Source organism: Pseudomonas fluorescens (genome assembly GCF_900215245.1).
In the GTDB taxonomy this organism is placed as follows: Bacteria; Pseudomonadota; Gammaproteobacteria; order Pseudomonadales; family Pseudomonadaceae; genus Aquipseudomonas; species Aquipseudomonas fluorescens.
Genome location: NZ_LT907842.1, coordinates 5,013,426 through 5,030,420, shown reverse-complemented (window position 1 = coordinate 5,030,420; position 16,995 = coordinate 5,013,426). Strand labels below are relative to the sequence as shown.

The window sequence follows — 16,995 nt, the reverse complement described above, 5'->3', positions numbered from 1 at the left end:
TTTTGTTTTGAAATTTTTATTTAATGCGTTTGCGCAACAACAAAGGGCTGAACGCGTCAGCCGGCTGGAGCAGCAATCCGGACAGTTTCAGCTGCGAGCACCAGGATGCGCCGGGTGCTCGATCCGTGGTGGGTTTAGAACTTGTAGGTGGCTGACAGGCTGACAATGTCGCCTGAAGACTCAGCCGTACCGTCGAGACGACCGCCGCCAAGACGATCAACGTTCTGGGTTCTGATGTTGACCTTCTGAACAAACTGGTGCGAATACGCGGCGTCCAGCGACAAGCCTGGAATGGCCTTGATATCGTAACCGGCACCCAGCGATGCAAAGTAACGGTCGCCGTCAGGGATACGCGGATCGCGGGTCGAGTTGCGCGTCGGGGTTTGGTCATACGCCACACCGGCGCGCAGGGTCAGCTCGTCCGTAGCTCTGAAATCTCCCCCCACGGAGTACATCCAGGCATCCCGATAGTTGTAGGGAATGGCAACGATCGTCGAGCCTTCGGACTTGAGTGTCAGGTCCTTGAAGGATGACCATTGCGTCCACATCGCGCTGACACCCAAGGTCCAACGGTCGTTGAACTGGTGCACCCAGTCGATTGCGGCAGTCGCCGGAATATCCAGCTGCGTGCTGGCATTGGCGCCGTTGGGGTACAACTTCAGGCCAGGGTACGCCGTTTCGACCAGCGTCTTGCCGGTACCGAAGACGGTGTCGTCGGTCATCAAGCCGTTGTTCAACACATCCGCCCGGATGTTGTATTTACCGGTCATCTTGTTTTTGATTTTGGCGTGGTAGTTAAGGCCCAACGAGTCCTGCTCAGTCGGCTTCCAGACAACGCCGGTAAACCAGCCAACGGAAACGTTATCGACCTTGACGCGCATCAGTGCGCTGCCGACGCCCGACGGAAACGCCCCATTGCCCAACCCGGGAGAGACCGACGCCGCCGAGAACAGATCGATGTTCTGGCTGACAAAGCCTTGGCTACGCTGGACGATCATGCCACCACCGATGGAGAAGTCGTCACGCACCTTGAACGATAAGGAACCCGTCAGGCCGACGGTTTCGATTTTGGTGTCCACGGCGAAGTCGCGAAACTTGGAGTTTTCATTCCAGGTGGTACGCATCCCTTGTGGCACAACCTGACTGAGGCCGAATGCAAAACGGTCACCCATCGGGATAACCAGAAAACCGGTCGGCAACCAGGCAGTGAAGCCGCCCTGGCCACCGTCATTGTTGTTGACGACTGCCGTACTCGGGTCAAAGCTGCCATCGGGCATCACGGCGGTATTGGATGCTGGGTTACCGGCGTAATCGTAAGCCTGGCCGCTGTATTTAATCTTCACACGCGCATAGTCGACGGTCTGTTGAACCACGGCCTGGTCGACAAATGCCATGGCCGCCGGGTTGTTGTAAGCAGAGCTAGGGTCGTTCTTGAACAGAGAACCGCCGCCGAACGCCCGACCCCATCCAGGGGCACCGTACGTCGGCGTGGAGAAACCACCCGCCTGCACGGGCGCTGTCATCATCAGCCCCCCCAGTAATGCCAGCCCCAGCAGTGTGTGAGCCTGTTGTTTCTTAGTGATCATGCGGCACTCCTTATTATTATGCGCTCCCGGCATTGCCGGCTTACCACGTCAGCCGGCACCTCTTGCGAGGCACCGGTTTTTCAACGGGTGATCAACCCTTCGTTCTGCACTGCGCGCCCGTTATGGGTTAACGGTCAGGCCGGCGGCAGTGGTGGTCAGCGAGACAATGTTGCAGCCGCCGCTCAGCGCCTGGTTAGCCGCGGTCAACGTGTGAGTCGCAGGGTTCCAGGCCACGCTGATGGTGGACGGCCCGCAGTCGGTGCCAGGAAGTACGATGGTTTTTTTGATGGTGTAACCCACGTTCTCCACTTGGCCTACTGCGCCCGACAATGCGGTCAGCTTCCAGCCTGGCGACGGGATGCTTTTGAGGGTTGGCAACGCGCACAGGCCGCCACCGGTCAGGGCCGCATTGTTGATGGTGGCCACACCGCCACTGACATTACCGCTGAAGGTAATGCCGCATGTCACAGAGCCCCCGAATGAAGACGGTGACTGCACGACGATGGAGCCTGCGGTGGTGGTGAAAGGACCTTCCGGGCTGATCGAAGCCGCAGTGGCCATCGAAGCAGCGCCCATGCAAACAGCCAGAGCAGTCAACGACACGAGAGTTTTCAAGCTTTTCATTGTTTTTCCTCACATGTTATGGCGAGTCATTTCGCCAGGGGTAATGGCCATGAACGAGAAGTCACGGTGAAACTGCAGAACGTCCCTTTCCAGCCAAATTTCAATTCAATTACCGCTACACCCTTCGGATGGGTTTATTCGACGACTTTGAAAGTCGGCGGCATCTTGATCGACACCGTTTTGATCGTGCAGTCTTCGCCAATCGGTACATTGGCGGCTTCCAACTTGCCAGTGGCGTTATCCCACGTCCCGTCGGCCGTGGACGGACCACACTTGCCACCCAGGCCAAACGCGTGCACATCCACACTGATCTTCGACATGGAACCGCGCTTGGTATCTTTGGCAACTAATACCCACGGCAAGTTGATTGCCTCGACACGGCTGCACTTGAGGCCGCCCTCGAATTCAACTTTATCGACATTCACCGATGCGCCATCGGCGGCAACTTTGCCGGCGACCTTGATGGTGCAGTCGGCACTGATCAGCGCGCCTTTGGAAAAGCTGATCGGGCCTTGCGCCGTAAAGGCGCTGCCGGCGGGCTCGATCCGCGCCGCCTGGGCCTGCTGGTAAACAATCAGGCCCAGGGCGGCCAATACGACATGCGCGGTGAACGTGGCAGGGCTTTGCATAATGTACGTCCTTCCCTTGAAATTATTGTTGTCGGGTCAAACAACTTACTGACCACTCAATCGGTAAAACCTGGGCGATGAAAACCCGCGCGATACACAGATCGCGAGTTACACAAAGCCTGTATTACGTCAGCTTAGAATGGCGTGGCACTGTTACTGTACTTCTCCAGGTACTTCAACCGTTGCGAAGGTTGAAGATTGGTCAGGGTAATATCCCCGGCATAATGATTAAGTACTCGATGGTCCATGCGCCGCCGCCACAAGTACGGCACGTAGGCCCAGACAATCATGCTCGCGTACCCATAAGGCAATTGCGGTGATTCATCAAAGTGGCGCAACGACTGGTAACTACGCGTGGGGTTGGCATGGTGGTCGGAATGCCGCTGAAGTTGGAACAGAAAGATATTGGTGACAATCCGGTTGCTGTTCCACGAGTGCCGAGGCGAACACCGTTCATAACGACCGTTGGGCAACTTCTGGCGTTTAAGCCCGTAGTGCTCGACGTAGTTGACCACTTCCAGCAACGAGAACCCGTAGACACCCTGAATGATCAGGAACGGAATCACCGCCGCGCCCAACCAGACAATCATCACCCCCCACAACACCACGCTGTACATCCAGGCACTGAGCACGGCGTTCTTCCAGTGCCAGGCCGGCAGGCCGAGTTTGCGCAGCCGCTCGCGCTCCAGGTTCCACGCCGACACGGCGCTGAACCACACCGAACGCGGCAGGAACGCCCAGAAACTTTCACCCAGGCGTGAGCTGGCCGGGTCTTCCGGTGTGGCAACGCGTACATGATGACCACGGTTATGTTCGGTGTAGAAGTGCCCGTAGAACGTCGGCGCGAGGGTGACCTTGGCCAGGAACACTTCCAGCGGTTTGGGTTTGTGCCCCAGCTCATGCGCGGTGTTGATCGCGATGCCAGTGGCGGCCCCCGTGGACATTGCCATACCCAAATAAGTCAACGCGCTGACCTCACCGTGCAGCTCAGTGCGCGCAGTAATGAATGCTGCGGTTCTTGCCAAGCCGCCTGCAGGGTCAAGGGTCGCGGTGGCATGCAGCAAGCCGCCGTTGATGATCCATTCGATACCACCGGCGGCCAACCAGCCGGTGATCACCACCGAAGCGATAACAAACAGCACGCCGGTGTAGACGATCCAGCGGTAGTAGCGTTGGGATTCGAGGTTGCTGACCGCGGACTCGGGCGGGTTGCTGACGTCTTCACCCAGCAGGCCGTCGATCAACGGGATCAAGCCGAAGATCACCACTACGCCGACCCACCACAGTTGCTGCACGCCGGTGGTGATTGCCAGGGCGCCGGACAGCAACGGGGTTGCCAGGGGCAGGATGCCGAGCCACCACAAATGGCGTTTGGCGTCGGTCCAGACGTGTGCGGTTGCGAGGGTCTGATTCATGGCAGCCTCCGCACGCAGCGGCGCGGCAGGCAAAGATTCGCGGCATTCATCAGGGGCACGCAGCACTGATGGCGGCGAGAATTCAGCGATGCGATAAAAGGCGTTTTTTTCATTATTTTATTCGCTCTTAGGCATTTCAAAAACTGTTTCAAATTAGACATTGAAATAATTTTTTAAATAAATAGCGCGGAATCGTTAGGTCGTCAACTAGTTTCTTGGAACCATTCTCACGTGACCGGGCAGTCTCTTTTTCAGCCGTTTGGCCAGGTGTCTAGGGCAAGCTTCGACGCCATCGAACCGCGAGTCGGGTTGCACATTTATTTGCTCGCCAAGGCAAAGGCCGGACGCAGCACCGTCGCACTCGCGGCCGGCGTGACCCGCTTGGCGACCTGATCCACCAGCGCTGCCACGCGCTCTGTGGCGGTGATCGGCAGCATATGGCCACGGCCCTCCAGCACCTGCAATTTCAGGCCCGGCACCTTGCTTGCCAGGCCCTGGCCATGCTTTTGGAAGTCGAGCACGTTGTCGCGCGCGCCGTACATCAACCCGATCGGCAGGGTCAATTGCGGGTAGCGCCTGACCATGTCGGGCAGGTCATCATTGACGAGGTTGATCTCACTGGAAGCGGCGTAGAAGTTGTCAGGACGCATACCGAGCAAGCCACCGCCGCGTGTGGCAAAGTCGGGCGGCGCGGCATCGGGGGCGAACACGCCCTTCACCACCGAACCTCGGGTGAGCAGGCCGACAGGCACCGTGAGCGTGTGCGACAGCCAGCGCCGCAACCACGCCGGGCGCACTGCCAGCGACACAAACACCAGCGGCAACATGCGCTGCGGGTGGGTCAGCGGCGCCACCAGGATCAACCCGGACACCGCCTGAGGGTGATCGAGCGCCAGCGCCAGGGCTATCGCCCCGCCGAGGGAGTGCCCCAACACCAGCGGTTTATCCAGGTCGAGCGTCTTGATAAAGGCCGCGATTTGCCGAGCCTGGGCCGGCAGATCCGCCGCCGTACCTGCATGGCGGCTGGAATAGCCCGACCCCGGACGATCAATCGTGATCACGCGAAAGCGGTCACGCAGCTGGCTGGACAAGGCATAGGTCAAGTTGCGACTGCTGCCCATCAGCCCGTGAATCATCACCAACGGTGGGCCCTGACCTTCCTCTACATAATGAAAGCGCTCGCCATCGACCTCCACGAAGCGCCCGTTGATCGGAACGGCCGCTTCAATGCGCTGCGTCATCCAGGCACTGAACCCCCATAACACAACGCTTGCGGCCACAAGCACACCCGCAGCGACAACCCATTCGACAGCCATAGCTCGGTCCTCTGCTTCCCTGCCGCTGGCGACCTGACCGTTATTGATCAAGGCCTCAGCCATCGTCCACACCCTGGACCTAAACTTCATGCATGCAGCGCTCGTCCGTCGGATAAGTCGCACATGCGGAACAAGGTCCTAGCGTAGGCGATATTTTCAGGTAGATTATTTAAAATCTTTTTTAGAATAAATAATTCATTTTTCCTTTGCAATGGTGTTCTATCTAAAAGACAAAACAAAAACACAGGAGCACACCCGATGCCCTCCCAGCGCTCCCTCTATGAGGCCTGCCTATGAATGCCCACAGTGATTCAATCGACATCGCCATCATCGGTTCAGGTTTCGCCGGCCTGTGCATGGCGATCAAACTCAAGGAAGCCGGGCTCAGCGACTTCTTCATCGCCGAGCAGGCCGAAACCCTCGGTGGCACATGGCGCGACAACCATTACCCAGGTTGCGCCTGCGACGTGCAGTCCCATGTGTATTCGTTTTCGTTTGCGCCGAACCCGGACTGGACGCGGCAATTCGCCCCGCAGGCGGAGATCCGTGCGTACCTTGAGCAGTGCGCGCGGCGTTTCGCGCTGGCGCCCTACCTGCGCTTCGGCATGGGCCTGCAACGCGCGGTGTTTGATGATCAGCAGCAACGCTGGCAACTGAGCTTCAACAATGGCCGACAGGTCAGCGCGCGGGTGCTGGTGTCGGGCATGGGCGGCTTGTCGCGCCCGGCCCTGCCGGATATTCCGGGGCTGGACAGCTTCAAGGGCAAGCGCTTCCACTCCCAGCAGTGGGACCACGACTATTCATTAAAGGGCAAACGCGTCGCCGTGATCGGCACCGGCGCGAGTGCCATCCAGTTCGTGCCGCAGATCGCGCCGCAGGTGGCGCACCTCGACCTGTTCCAGCGCACGCCGCCGTGGATTATGCCCAAGCCCGACCGCGACATTTCGCGCATCGAGCGCTGGGCCTTCAAGCACTTGCCGTTCACGCAGCGCCTGGTACGCGGCGCGTTTTACTGGGCACTCGAAGGCCGCGTCGTAGGCTTTGCCTTGCACCCAAAACTGATGAAGATGGTGCAGAAAATCGCTGTGCGCCACCTGCATAAACAAGTGGCCCGCCCGTCCCTGCGCAAAACGCTGACGCCGGACTACACCATCGGCTGCAAGCGTGTGCTGATCTCCAATGACTATTACCCGGCGCTGTCGCGCAGCAATGTCGCGGTGGTGACCGACCCGGTGCTGCGTATCGAAGCCGACGGGGTTATCACGGCCGACGGCATCAAGCACCCGGCCGACTGCCTGATTTTCGGCACCGGTTTCCAGGCCAGCGACCCCCTGCCCCGCGATTGCATCATCGGCCGCGACGGCATAGACCTGATGGACGCGTGGCGCGACGGCGCCCATGCGTACAAAGGCACCACGGTGCCGGGTTATCCGAACCTGTTTCTGATCGTCGGCCCCAACACCGGCCTTGGGCACAACTCGATGATTCTGATGATCGAGGCCCAGGTCACCTACATCCTCGATGCGCTCCAGCACATGCAGCGCCAGCGTATCGCCACGGTCGACGTCAAGCCCGAGGTGGAACGCGCCTACAACCTGCAACTGCAGGACAAACTCAAACGCACCATCTGGAATACCGGCGGTTGCCAAAGCTGGTACCTCGACCCACGCACCGGCAAGAACACCACGTTGTGGCCCGGCTCGACCTGGCGTTTCAAGCAAGTCACCCGGCATTTCGCGCTCAAGGACTATGTGGTTGCCCTGGCACCGCCGCACGCCATCCCCCACGTGATGACAGCGCCAAACGCCACTGCCGAAGGAAGCCTGTCATGAAGTCATTCAACGGCCGCGTGGCGGCTATCACCGGCGCGGCTTCCGGCATGGGCCGCGCGTTGGCCCTGGCGCTGGCACGGGAAGGTTGCCACCTGGCCCTGGCGGACAAAAACAGCCAAGGGCTGGAGCAAACCTTGGCGCTGATCAAGACCTCGACACTGTCGCCGGTGAAGGTCACCACCCAGGTCGTGGATGTGGCTGACCGCCAGGCCATCGAAGCCTGGGCCGCGCGCTGCGTGAGCGACCACGGCCAGGTCAACCTGATCTTCAACAATGCCGGCGTGGCGCTGTCGAGCACCGTCGAAGGTGTGGACTACGCCGACCTGGAATGGATCGTCGGTATCAACTTCTGGGGCGTGGTGCACGGCACCAAGGCGTTTCTGCCGTACCTGAAAGCCAGCGGCGACGGGCATGTGGTCAACACCTCCAGCGTATTCGGCCTGTTTGCCCAACCGGGCATGAGCGGCTACAACGCGACCAAGTTTGCCGTGCGCGGCTTTACCGAATCCCTGCGCCAGGAACTCGACCTGCAACGCTGCGGCGTGTCCGCCACCTGCGTGCACCCCGGCGGTATTCGCACCGATATCTGCCGCAGCAGCCGCATCGACGCGAACATGACCGGCTTTCTGATCCACAGCGAGCAACAGGCCCGCGCCGACTTTGAAAAGCTGTTCATCACCGATGCCGACCACGCCGCCAAGGTCATTCTGCAAGGTGTGCGCAAGAACAAACGCCGCGTACTGATCGGCCGCGACGCGTACTGCCTCGACCTGCTCGCCCGCTGCCTGCCTGCGGCTTATCAAGCCCTGGTGGTGTTCGCCAGCAAGCGCATGGCGCCCAAACCACGCACGCCGGTGTTTGAACCCAACGACGAACCCCGTCTCTGAACAGGAGCACGCACCATGCTACCCATCCGTCGCGATATCCGTTTTGCCTTGCCTGCCGGGCGCATCAAGGACTGGCATGAACAGGGCCCATTCATCACGCACTTCTTCAATGCGTTGTCGCTGCTGTTTCCCCAGGGCGAGCTGTTTTTCATGGACAGCGTGCGCCATTACCGCCAGCGCATCGACGACCCGCAACTGAAAAAACAGATCCAGGGTTTTATCGGCCAGGAAGCCATGCACAGCCGCGAACACGTGGCCTACAACGACCTGCTGCAAGCGGCAGGTCTGCCGGCCCATACCCTCGACCGGCGGCTCAAATTCATCCTCGACCTGCAAAAAAAACACCTGCCTGCCTCTTTCAATCTGGCGGTGACCATCGCCCTGGAACATTACACCGCGATGCTCGCGGAAATCCTGCTCAGCGACCCCACGCGCTTTGGCGACTCACTCAAGGGCTACCAACAAATGTGGTACTGGCACGCCCTGGAAGAAACGGAACACAAAGCCGTGGCGTTCGATGTGTGGAACACCGTGATCAAACCCGGGCCCGCGCGCTACCTGCTGCGCACCGGCACCATGCTGACCACCACCGCGCTGTTCTGGCTGGTGGTGTTTGATTTCCACCTGCGCCTGCTGGTTGCCGACCGCAAGGCCGGTGGGCACCTGAAGGGCTTCTGGCGCATGCTCAAGTTTCTGTATGGGCCCAAGGGCGTTTTCCCACGCATGCTGCGGCCGTGGCTGCATTACTTCAAACCGGGCTTTCACCCCTGGGACCACGACAACCGCAAGCGCCTGGCGAGCATCGACGGGTTGATCGAAGAGATCGAGCAGACCCAACGCGAATACGCGTCAGCTTCGGTTTAAACCTGAGTTGACGCGCGCTCGCGGACAAAGCGTTGCAGCTGATCGCCGGGCAGTGCCTTGCTGAAATACCAGCCCTGGATGAACAGTTCGGGGCCGGTACTCAAGAACGCCAACTGCTCGGCGGTCTCCACCCCTTCCACTACCACGCCCAGCTTCAGCGCCTCACAGAAACGCAGCATGCCGGTCAGCACCTGCGCGCCCTTGGGGTCGCGCTGGGCGACCACAAAACTGCGGTCGATCTTGATGAAGTCCACCGGAAACTGGTGCAGGTAACTCAACGCCGAAAACCCGGTACCGAAGTCATCGATATACACCTTGGCGCCGATCGCTTGCAGTTTCTGGATGGTTTGGCGGGTCACCTGGGTATCACCGACCAACGCGTCTTCGGTGATTTCCACCGACACCTGACCATGGGCCTGCGCAAGGATTTCCACCAGGCGCTCGCCGTAGGCGGCATCGGTCAGGGTGGCGCTGGAAATGTTGATGGTCATCGGCAAGGTAAACCCGTTTTTCTGCCACTTCTGGTACTGGCGCACCGCCTGGGAGGCCACCCACACATCCACATCCGGCATCAACCGCGCCTGGGCGAGCCATTGCAGGAACTCCCAGGGTGAGTGCACCGTGCCCTGGTTGTCACGCGCGCGCATCAGCGCCTCACAACCGGTGCACAGGCCGGTGCGAGTGGAGACCTGGGGCTGGAATTCGAGATAGAACTCATAGTCGCTGATCTGCTCGATGCGGCTCAGTTCGACGGCCTGACGGGCCAGGGTCTTGTGGGACGCCAGCACAGGGTCCAACTCCAGCAGGCGGCCCTTCTCTTCGAGGCCGCGAAAGGTCATGTCCAGCGACTTGAGGTACACCGTACCGCCTTCGCTGGCCTGGCGATGAATCGCGCGTACATACGGCGCATACACCAGGGTGCCCACACCCAGCAGCAGCACCTGCAACACCACGGCCGCCGCGTCACCGTGAGTGCTGAGGTAGGCATTGAGCAACACCGGCGAAGTCAGCGGCACGCTGGCCACCGCCGGTGACACCCAGCCCAGGTTGACCACCGTCAATGCCACCACGGCGTTGAGCGCCGGCACCAGCAGAAACGGGATAAACAAACGCGGGTTCAGGATGATCGGCAAGCCGAACAACAACACCTCGCTGACGTTGAATAACGACAGCGGCAAACTGGCCATTGCCAGCAAACGCATGGACTTGCTTTTGGAGAACAGCAGAATCGCCAGCAACAGGCACAACGCCCCGCCAGACCCGCCGATAAACGCGAAACAACCCAGCAGGCCATTGTTGAGCAGGTACTTGATCGGCTCACCCGCCGCGAGTGCGGCGCCATTGAGCACCACCGCCTGGTCCAACACATCGAACAATGGCTGCATGGCATACACACCGTGAATGCCGAAAAACCACAGCAACGAATTCATCAGGGTTACAAACAACCCGCTGCCATAAGGCGATTGCAGCGCATCAAGCACCTGCGGCCCCTGGAGTTGCGCCACATACGGGATCAGTAACAACAACGACAACACCACCACCAATACCAGCGCGGTAATCGCGCCCGGCACCACCATATTGATGGCCCCGCGCAGGTTATGGCCGACCAGGTCCCCGTTGACCAGGCGGGTCCAACGAAAACGGTGCAGCCAGGCAATCGCCGGCACATTGAGCAGCGGCGAGGCGATGGCAATGAACAATACGAAGGTCGCCGAAGCACGCGGGTATTCGCGCAAGACAAACGTGGCGACCACCACATGAGCCAGGCACAAAAAAGCGACCGGTAATTGTGGCAGGCGGTGCTGGATCGCCAGCATGTAACCAATGGAGGCCGCCACCAGCAGCGGAATGACCGAACTGATCTGGTTGTGCAACCCCGACAGAAAGCCCACCACCTGCGGATCGAACCCCAGCACCCTGGCGCATTCGGACAGGATCAGGAAACCGGCCGACACCAGCAGGCACGGCAGAATCCACAGGAGCCCCTCACGTATGGCGCGCAGTGATTCGGTACTGGCCAGGGCCGCCAGGCGCTGAGTCAGGAAAAGTTTGAACAGCGTTTGCACCATGCCCCGCCCCTCCGCACATCGCGCTCTGCCCCTGGTGGCAGCCCCGAAAACCTCGCGTAACGCTACACGGCCAGCTACCGAGTGCGAAAGGTTTTTGCCGCGCCACTCGCAATTATTCAGAATTAATGTCGGCCCTTGATGCTTGTCGCCTACGGTGAGTGAGCCCATGCTTTGGGTGGTTACTCTCGAACGGACTCGAGCCCAGGCCTTGCTCCGTGTGTCTTACCCGACATCCAGGTGCCTGCCCATGCGCCGCATACTGCCCCTTATGACTGGTGCGCTGCTGGGGTTTTCTGCGCCGCCATCAACGCAAACGAAACGAGTTTTCCCGACGCCCACGCCAGCGATCCGGCCCGTATCCCATGGAGGGACGGCGCCCCGCCGCCGCCGGACCGAACCCTGCGTGTTGAGGCGATGGCCCGCGACCTGATTGCAAAACCAGCGGCATGACCCCATCTAGTGATCTCACCTCATCAGGAGTAAGCCCTTGTCAGAACCCGGTGATAATCACCAGCGCGCCCTGGACCGTTTCTTGAACGAACACCCGCAGGTCTGCGCGGAACTGGACACCCTCAACCCTTTGGCGGCGCAAGCCAAAGGCGAAACCCTGGCGCAATACCGTGCCGAACGCCTGCATGAAGCGTTCGAAGCCGAGGCGGAACGTCAGAACCTGTTTGCCTGGGAACTGACCCTCAAACTGACCGCCGAATCGAACGAGGCCTTCGAGGCTCAACGCCGCGAGGTGCACAAGGAAGTCGCGCAGATGGCGGGGTTGAGTTGGGATGAATATTGTCAGCTGCATGATTTACCCGGTTGAGTCCAGGCTAGCTAAACCAGCGTCGGCGAGCACGCGTCATGACTTCGCCCAACTCCTCGACGCTGATCGTTCGGCGCTCAGGGTCCACTGCCAACGCCGCGCGTAACGCCGACCAGCACTGTGTCGGCAGTTGCCGAGGGCAGCACGGTCGTTCGGCGTCTCGACGCTCACCGAGACGTTTCCCATGGGCCAGTTCATACAGCACGCTCGCCACCCCATACAGGTCAGTGCTCGTGGTAAGCGCACCGCCCGCCAACAACTCCGGGGCGGCATAAGCAGGGGTCCACGCGTTGAACCTGCCCCGACTCAAACTCGGCAGTCCTGCCGCAACGGGTATCGGCGCATGCCCGAGGCCGAAATCGAACAAACGTACGCCCTCCTCACCCACCATAATATTGACCGGCTTTACATCGCCATGCAGCACGCCCTGTCGATGGACGTAAGCCAGGGCACTCAGCAACTGCACAGCCAAGGGCTGCAGCTCTCGCCAGGGTAAGCCGCCCGGACACTCCAGCAGCAGCCGGTCCAGGGTCATACCCTGCATCAACTCCATGGTGAAAAAAGCGATCTGGCTGCTGATATCCACCTCGAACGCAAACACCCGCACGACATGCTCATGTCGCAGGCTGCGGGTCAGGGCAAACTCGCTGTAAAGCAGCACATGAGCATCGGGGGCCAGCGTGAGACGCTCGCCAAGCACTTTGATTGCCAGATGGGCGCAGGGCTCGCCAAATTGTTCGTGCAATAGATCGCGCGCACGGTAGACCACGCCCATGCCTCCCGCGCCCAACTCTCGCTCAAGGTGATAACGCCCAGCCAGCAAGGTGGGCGTGCCCGTCCCGGTGTTCATGAGCGCACCACCACAGCCGTCAGGTCATCCCGCGCGGGCCCTTGCAACACCGCCGTGAACAACCGGTCCACGACCTGTTGCGGCGTGCCTTTATCCAGAGCGCTGCCAAGCTCGACATGCGTCAATCCCTGGTACACGCCATCGCTGCACAACAGAAAGACGTCGCCGGGGTGTGTGCTCAGCTCCAGCACCTCAAGTTTGAGCGGATGCCGGGCCCCGACTGCGCGTGTCAGTGCTCTAGAGTCAGGATGAGCCTGGGCCTGCGCCAGGCTCAACCGCTGTTCATCCATCAATTGGCGCAGCAAGGAATGATCTCGCGACAGCTGATACAGCCGTTGGCTTCGCCACAGGTAACAACGGCTGTCCCCCGCCCAAATGCACGCGGCTCGACGCCCATCCAGCAGCAATACCACCACGGTACTGCCCATGGTGTCGTCGCTGCCCTTGGCAGTCGGTCGGTCTTCACCGCCCAAACGCCGGCTGAGCCTTTGCAGGCATCGCCGAACCGCTTCGATACGCTGGTCAAACGTGTCTTGGGCCGGCAACGCGGCAAGACTGTCGACCACCGATTGGCTGGCCATGTGCCCGGCCCGATGCCCGCCCATACCGTCTGCCACCACCCAGCAACCTTGCTGCGGGCAATCCAGGAACGCATCCTCATTGCGCTGCCTGGCATTGCCTCGTTCGGAGCGCGCGGCACTGCTTGCAGGCGATGTCGGTGGAGTCATAACTGCTCCGGCAATCGGAACGTACGCCACGTGTCCAACTGAAATGCGCTGGGTACACGCTGGCTGACCAAGACATAGTTGGCACGCAAACCGCCGAGATCCGACTTGAGTATCTGCGCATCCCGCCCACTGGCAGGCTCGCGCTGCATCAAATCAAAGAACCGGAACAACGACCAGGCCCCGCTGTTCTTCTCGATGCCCAACGGCCGCTCCGCTCCTCGCTCCAAAACCAGGCTGCTCCGACCATTGTCCACCTCGCTCGGCCAGTGGAACGCCACGGGCACGATCGGCCCATGCCGGTATTCCAGCTGCTGCCCGCCAAAACTCAGGACCGACCGGCTGACCGCCTGGTCCAGGCTGTAGGGTGCCAGCGTAAACCGAACCGCCAGCTCGCCTTGGTCTTCAGCGAAAAAGCCCCGGCGGATGATCTGCGCTTTGGACAGTTGCTCCAGTAACGATCGTGACATCGGCAGGCTTCGGCCATCCAGGCCACGCAACCGGTAGCGTCCCCCCTCAACGCTGACAAACGGCCGCAGGTAACTTTCCTGGAACTTTGCCAGCACACCTTGTGGGTTGAAAAAGGCCTGAAAATCGCTCAGGGCAACGTCACTGCCCGCGTGAGCATTGAACGGGTAACGCTGGCGAATCGCCTTGGCATACAGACCGTACACTTCACTCTGATAATGTTGGTTCACATGCCGATAAGCATCATCAAACAAGTGTCGCCAACTGTCATCGGCAAGGCCTTCGATCCAGCCTTTGAGTGGCAGCGGCAAGCGCGCAGCGATATCACGCAATTGTCCCAACCCAGGCTGTTGCCCTTCCATGCGTTGCTTCACCATCTGAAAAGCTGCCCGCTCCGGTGAGCCCTCACGGTTCAGCGCCGCCAGTTGCAGGTGTATCGCGTCAAGCTGACGCAATGCCAGGGTCAACTCCGCCCCCGGGTTTTGCTGTTCATCAAGCAACTGATGCAGGGGCTCGAAGCGACGCTGCAACGCGCGTCTCGCGCCGTCATCACCGGCAAGGTTCGGCAGTTGACCGGCCAATACATGACCAACCGCCGACCGAGCGATTACCGCCGCATCAACCGCCTCGCGGGCCACGGCTGCCAAAGGGGCGCCGACGTCCAGCAAGCGGGTATTTTCACGCACCTGCTGTAACAGCAACACCAACGGCGACTGCGCCGATGTCAGGCTCGCCAACTGGTCGGTGTTTTGCCTGAGGCTCTCGGTATCAAGCAGCCTGATGCGCCCCAAGGCATTGCTCCAGACGTCGGCATACTCACTGAAATAGCGCTGTTCCAGTTCGATCATTAACCGACGCAAATCCATCACACTGAGGTCGGTGGCCTGCCCCAGCACCCAGTTATCCTGGACAATCGCATTGATCAGTCGAGGCCCCTGCTTGTCGAAATACTGCACATAACGCTTGCTGTAGAATCCGGGAATAGGTTGGTCAGGCGCAGTAAAAACCGTACCGCCCGTTAGACGGTAGGGCTCCAGATTCAGCGCTTGCTCGCGTAACACGCGATACACCACGTCTGCCAGCGACTCGCCACGCAGCGCCTGGCGAGCCTGGGCCACCAATTCATCATTGAGTGTCGCTACAAACGGTTGCTCAAGCAGCCGGCCGAAGTGTTCATCCAAGCGGACCTGCACCGAGGCCTCACCGGCAAAGCGCTCGGACCACAGGCTCGCTACACGCTCCGCCAGCCAACGCGTATCACGGCGCTCGCGCAGGTTAAGCATCAGGTACGCGCGCAAGTTGTCCAGCAACCGCTCGCGATCCCCAAGGCTGGACCGCACTTGCTCTTCGAGCACAGACACGGTTTGGGCCATTAACTGCTGCAGAGCGTCGTTATAAGCACTGACCAACAGTGGGCGAGTCACTTCGCCCTGGAATAACCCGGCTCGCGCCAACACGCGCGCTTCTGCCACAGGCGGAAAAACCCGAGTCGCCGCCAGGCGCTTATCCAAAACAGGCAATAAGACCAGGGTCTGGTCCACGCCTGCCTCGGCCGGCGTATCGGTCTTAGCGAGCTGCGCCAACTCTTCCAAACGTTGATGGTTGAGCGAATAGCTGTGCATCCAGAGCGCGCCCGCGACGCCGATGACCAGTGATGTTGCGATCGCCAACCCCGCCTGCCGCCAACGAATTCGGCGATATTCCTGGGTATCGAGCCCCGCGAGTTCGGCTTCGGCGAAAATCACCTGGTTGAACAGGCCTTTGACAAAGCGTTCGCGCCGCTCACCCGCACTGGTCAGATAAAACCCCCGCAAACCGTTGATCCGCTGATTGCGATGGGCGGAAAATGCCACCTCGACAAACAGGCATAACCGTTCGCCAATGCGCGAAACCTGCTGCGGAAAATCAAGCATTCGGCCACGGCGTTCGACATTGCGCTCCTGGTGCAAGCGCACAATAAGCTCACCACTCAGCCGCTGCAGCAACGCCTCGAATGCCTGACGCACCTGCGCCATTTGGACACCGGTGCCGCTGACGGCGACGAGCTCACCCAGCACGCCGTCCGCAACACTGCCGTGCGGCGTATCAAAAAACTCGCTAAACCCCGGTATTCGGTCAGCGTGGGTCAGCACCAAATAGATCGGGATATCGACATGCAGCGTCTGCTGAATATCTTGTAAGCGGCTATGTACATGCCGTGCGTGGCGTTCCAGATCATGCTCATTGCTGCCCAGCAAGGTGTCCACCGATAACGCCACCACCACGCCATTAAGTGGCCGCACTCGGCGCCTGGACTTGAGCAGGTTCATCAATGTCGTCCAACCTGCGGCGTCGACAGAGCTGTCGGGTTGGTCCAGATAACGCCCGGCGCACTCGATCAGTACGCCTTGATCAGCCAGGTACCCGTCACAGTAAGCAGCCCTGCCTAGCGACCTCGACCCGGATTGATCCGGCGGCAGCTGCACTCCGTTCGCGGCCAACAAGCAGGTCTTGCCACTGCCCTGCTGCCCGATCAGCAAGTACCAAGGCAGCTCGTTACGCGAGCGTGCGCTACGCCCAAGGTAACGCTGAGAGGTTTTCAAGGTTTGCAGCGTTTCCTTGAATCGGCCGCGCACGTGTTTCCGTTCATTCTCTATCAGCCCCAGATGTTGCGTGCGTGTCTGGTTGTCGAGTGTTCCGGCCCGGGCAGCCTGACGAGCACCCGCGATGACCATCGCCAGGCCCCACAACAAAAACAACCCACTGATACTCAAAAGTCGGGCGGTAGAGCTTTGCCAGAACCGGTGGTCATCCACGGCCAGCAGCGGCCCAAAAAACCACACCACGGTTGCGCCGGACAGCACCAGCAACAAACTCCATACCCAAACTCTGCGCAGCACGGCGCCCGCGCCCTTGAAGAATGCGTTCATTCAA

At 60.2% G+C, this 16,995-nt stretch carries 13 protein-coding genes; 4 read left to right on the top strand and 9 right to left on the bottom strand.

Annotation, left to right across the window (positions count from 1 at the left end):
* Window positions 1-134: 134 nt before the first annotated feature.
* The 5 genes from CPH89_RS23475 to CPH89_RS23455 all read right to left on the bottom strand — a co-directional run bounded on the left by CPH89_RS23475 (window position 135) and on the right by CPH89_RS23455 (window position 5,570).
* Window positions 135-1,586 (bottom strand): outer membrane protein transport protein, encoded by a 1,452-nt coding sequence (locus tag CPH89_RS23475; RefSeq protein WP_053256373.1) that lies wholly within the window; start codon window positions 1,584-1,586, stop codon window positions 135-137.
* A 120-nt stretch (window positions 1,587-1,706) separates the two neighbouring features.
* Window positions 1,707-2,210 (bottom strand): alkane oxidation protein activator PraB, encoded by a 504-nt coding sequence (gene praB, locus CPH89_RS23470; protein WP_053256374.1) that lies wholly within the window; start codon window positions 2,208-2,210, stop codon window positions 1,707-1,709.
* A 134-nt stretch (window positions 2,211-2,344) separates the two neighbouring features.
* Complete coding sequence (gene praA, locus CPH89_RS23465) at window positions 2,345-2,839, bottom strand: alkane oxidation protein activator PraA (RefSeq protein WP_053256375.1); 495 nt, start codon at window positions 2,837-2,839, stop codon at window positions 2,345-2,347.
* 134 nt (window positions 2,840-2,973) lie between these two features.
* Complete coding sequence (locus CPH89_RS23460; protein WP_053256376.1) at window positions 2,974-4,254, bottom strand: alkane 1-monooxygenase; 1,281 nt, start codon at window positions 4,252-4,254, stop codon at window positions 2,974-2,976.
* 317 nt (window positions 4,255-4,571) lie between these two features.
* Window positions 4,572-5,570 carry an alpha/beta fold hydrolase gene (locus CPH89_RS23455; RefSeq protein WP_053256536.1) on the bottom strand — a complete coding sequence of 333 codons (999 nt, stop codon included), beginning with the start codon at window positions 5,568-5,570 and terminating at the stop codon, window positions 4,572-4,574.
* A gap of 293 nt (window positions 5,571-5,863) precedes the next feature.
* Between CPH89_RS23455 and CPH89_RS23450 the strand changes: the two genes are divergently transcribed.
* From CPH89_RS23450 to CPH89_RS23440, 3 genes are read left to right on the top strand one after another with little or no spacing between them, the layout of a single operon-like run.
* Window positions 5,864-7,402 (top strand): flavin-containing monooxygenase, encoded by a 1,539-nt coding sequence (locus CPH89_RS23450; RefSeq protein ID WP_053256377.1) that lies wholly within the window; start codon window positions 5,864-5,866, stop codon window positions 7,400-7,402.
* Window positions 7,399-8,289 (top strand): SDR family NAD(P)-dependent oxidoreductase, encoded by an 891-nt coding sequence (locus CPH89_RS23445; RefSeq protein WP_053256378.1) that lies wholly within the window; start codon window positions 7,399-7,401, stop codon window positions 8,287-8,289. Before CPH89_RS23450 ends, CPH89_RS23445 begins: the two co-directional genes overlap by 4 nt.
* 15 nt (window positions 8,290-8,304) lie before the next feature.
* On the top strand, window positions 8,305-9,153 hold the full coding sequence (locus tag CPH89_RS23440; protein WP_053256379.1) for a metal-dependent hydrolase: 849 nt from the start codon (window positions 8,305-8,307) through the stop codon (window positions 9,151-9,153).
* Here CPH89_RS23440 and CPH89_RS23435 read toward each other — a convergent pair.
* On the bottom strand, window positions 9,150-11,222 hold the full coding sequence (locus CPH89_RS23435) for an EAL domain-containing protein (RefSeq protein ID WP_053256380.1): 2,073 nt from the start codon (window positions 11,220-11,222) through the stop codon (window positions 9,150-9,152). The genes CPH89_RS23440 and CPH89_RS23435 overlap by 4 nt on opposite strands.
* A 487-nt stretch (window positions 11,223-11,709) precedes the next feature.
* Here CPH89_RS23435 and CPH89_RS23430 point away from each other — a divergent pair, with 487 nt between their 5' ends.
* The gene (locus tag CPH89_RS23430) at window positions 11,710-12,039 is read left to right on the top strand and encodes a DUF6388 family protein (protein WP_053256381.1); all 330 of its coding nucleotides are present in this window, start codon (window positions 11,710-11,712) and stop codon (window positions 12,037-12,039) included.
* 7 nt (window positions 12,040-12,046) lie between these two features.
* Here CPH89_RS23430 and CPH89_RS23425 read toward each other — a convergent pair whose 3' ends face one another.
* Genes CPH89_RS23425 through tssM form a run of 3 tightly spaced genes read right to left on the bottom strand, consistent with a single transcriptional unit; the run spans window position 12,047 to window position 16,991 of the window.
* A complete protein-coding gene (locus tag CPH89_RS23425; RefSeq protein WP_053256382.1) occupies window positions 12,047-12,889 on the bottom strand; it encodes a serine/threonine-protein kinase in 843 nt (280 codons plus the stop codon).
* On the bottom strand, window positions 12,886-13,617 hold the full coding sequence (locus tag CPH89_RS23420; protein WP_053256383.1) for a PP2C family protein-serine/threonine phosphatase: 732 nt from the start codon (window positions 13,615-13,617) through the stop codon (window positions 12,886-12,888). The genes CPH89_RS23425 and CPH89_RS23420 overlap by 4 nt, the downstream gene beginning before the upstream one ends.
* Window positions 13,614-16,991, bottom strand: a complete 3,378-nt coding sequence (gene tssM / locus CPH89_RS23415) for a type VI secretion system membrane subunit TssM (RefSeq protein ID WP_053256384.1) — start codon at window positions 16,989-16,991, stop codon at window positions 13,614-13,616. Before tssM ends, CPH89_RS23420 begins: the two co-directional genes overlap by 4 nt.
* Window positions 16,992-16,995: the final 4 nt, after the last annotated feature.

What these genes read in the sequence shown, in the direction of transcription:
- CPH89_RS23475 (WP_053256373.1), bottom strand. Translation starts at nt 1,586, where the DNA reads ATGATCACTAAGAAACAACAGGCTCACACACTGCTGGGGCTGGCATTA.
- praB (WP_053256374.1), bottom strand. Translation starts at nt 2,210, where the DNA reads ATGAAAAGCTTGAAAACTCTCGTGTCGTTGACTGCTCTGGCTGTTTGC.
- praA (WP_053256375.1), bottom strand. Translation starts at nt 2,839, where the DNA reads ATGCAAAGCCCTGCCACGTTCACCGCGCATGTCGTATTGGCCGCCCTG.
- CPH89_RS23460 (WP_053256376.1), bottom strand. Translation starts at nt 4,254, where the DNA reads ATGAATCAGACCCTCGCAACCGCACACGTCTGGACCGACGCCAAACGC.
- CPH89_RS23455 (WP_053256536.1), bottom strand. Translation starts at nt 5,570, where the DNA reads ATGGCTGTCGAATGGGTTGTCGCTGCGGGTGTGCTTGTGGCCGCAAGC.
- CPH89_RS23450 (WP_053256377.1), top strand. Translation starts at nt 5,864, where the DNA reads ATGAATGCCCACAGTGATTCAATCGACATCGCCATCATCGGTTCAGGT.
- CPH89_RS23445 (WP_053256378.1), top strand. Translation starts at nt 7,399, where the DNA reads ATGAAGTCATTCAACGGCCGCGTGGCGGCTATCACCGGCGCGGCTTCC.
- CPH89_RS23440 (WP_053256379.1), top strand. Translation starts at nt 8,305, where the DNA reads ATGCTACCCATCCGTCGCGATATCCGTTTTGCCTTGCCTGCCGGGCGC.
- CPH89_RS23435 (WP_053256380.1), bottom strand. Translation starts at nt 11,222, where the DNA reads ATGGTGCAAACGCTGTTCAAACTTTTCCTGACTCAGCGCCTGGCGGCC.
- CPH89_RS23425 (WP_053256382.1), bottom strand. Translation starts at nt 12,889, where the DNA reads ATGAACACCGGGACGGGCACGCCCACCTTGCTGGCTGGGCGTTATCAC.
- CPH89_RS23420 (WP_053256383.1), bottom strand. Translation starts at nt 13,617, where the DNA reads ATGACTCCACCGACATCGCCTGCAAGCAGTGCCGCGCGCTCCGAACGA.
- tssM (WP_053256384.1), bottom strand. Translation starts at nt 16,991, where the DNA reads ATGAACGCATTCTTCAAGGGCGCGGGCGCCGTGCTGCGCAGAGTTTGG.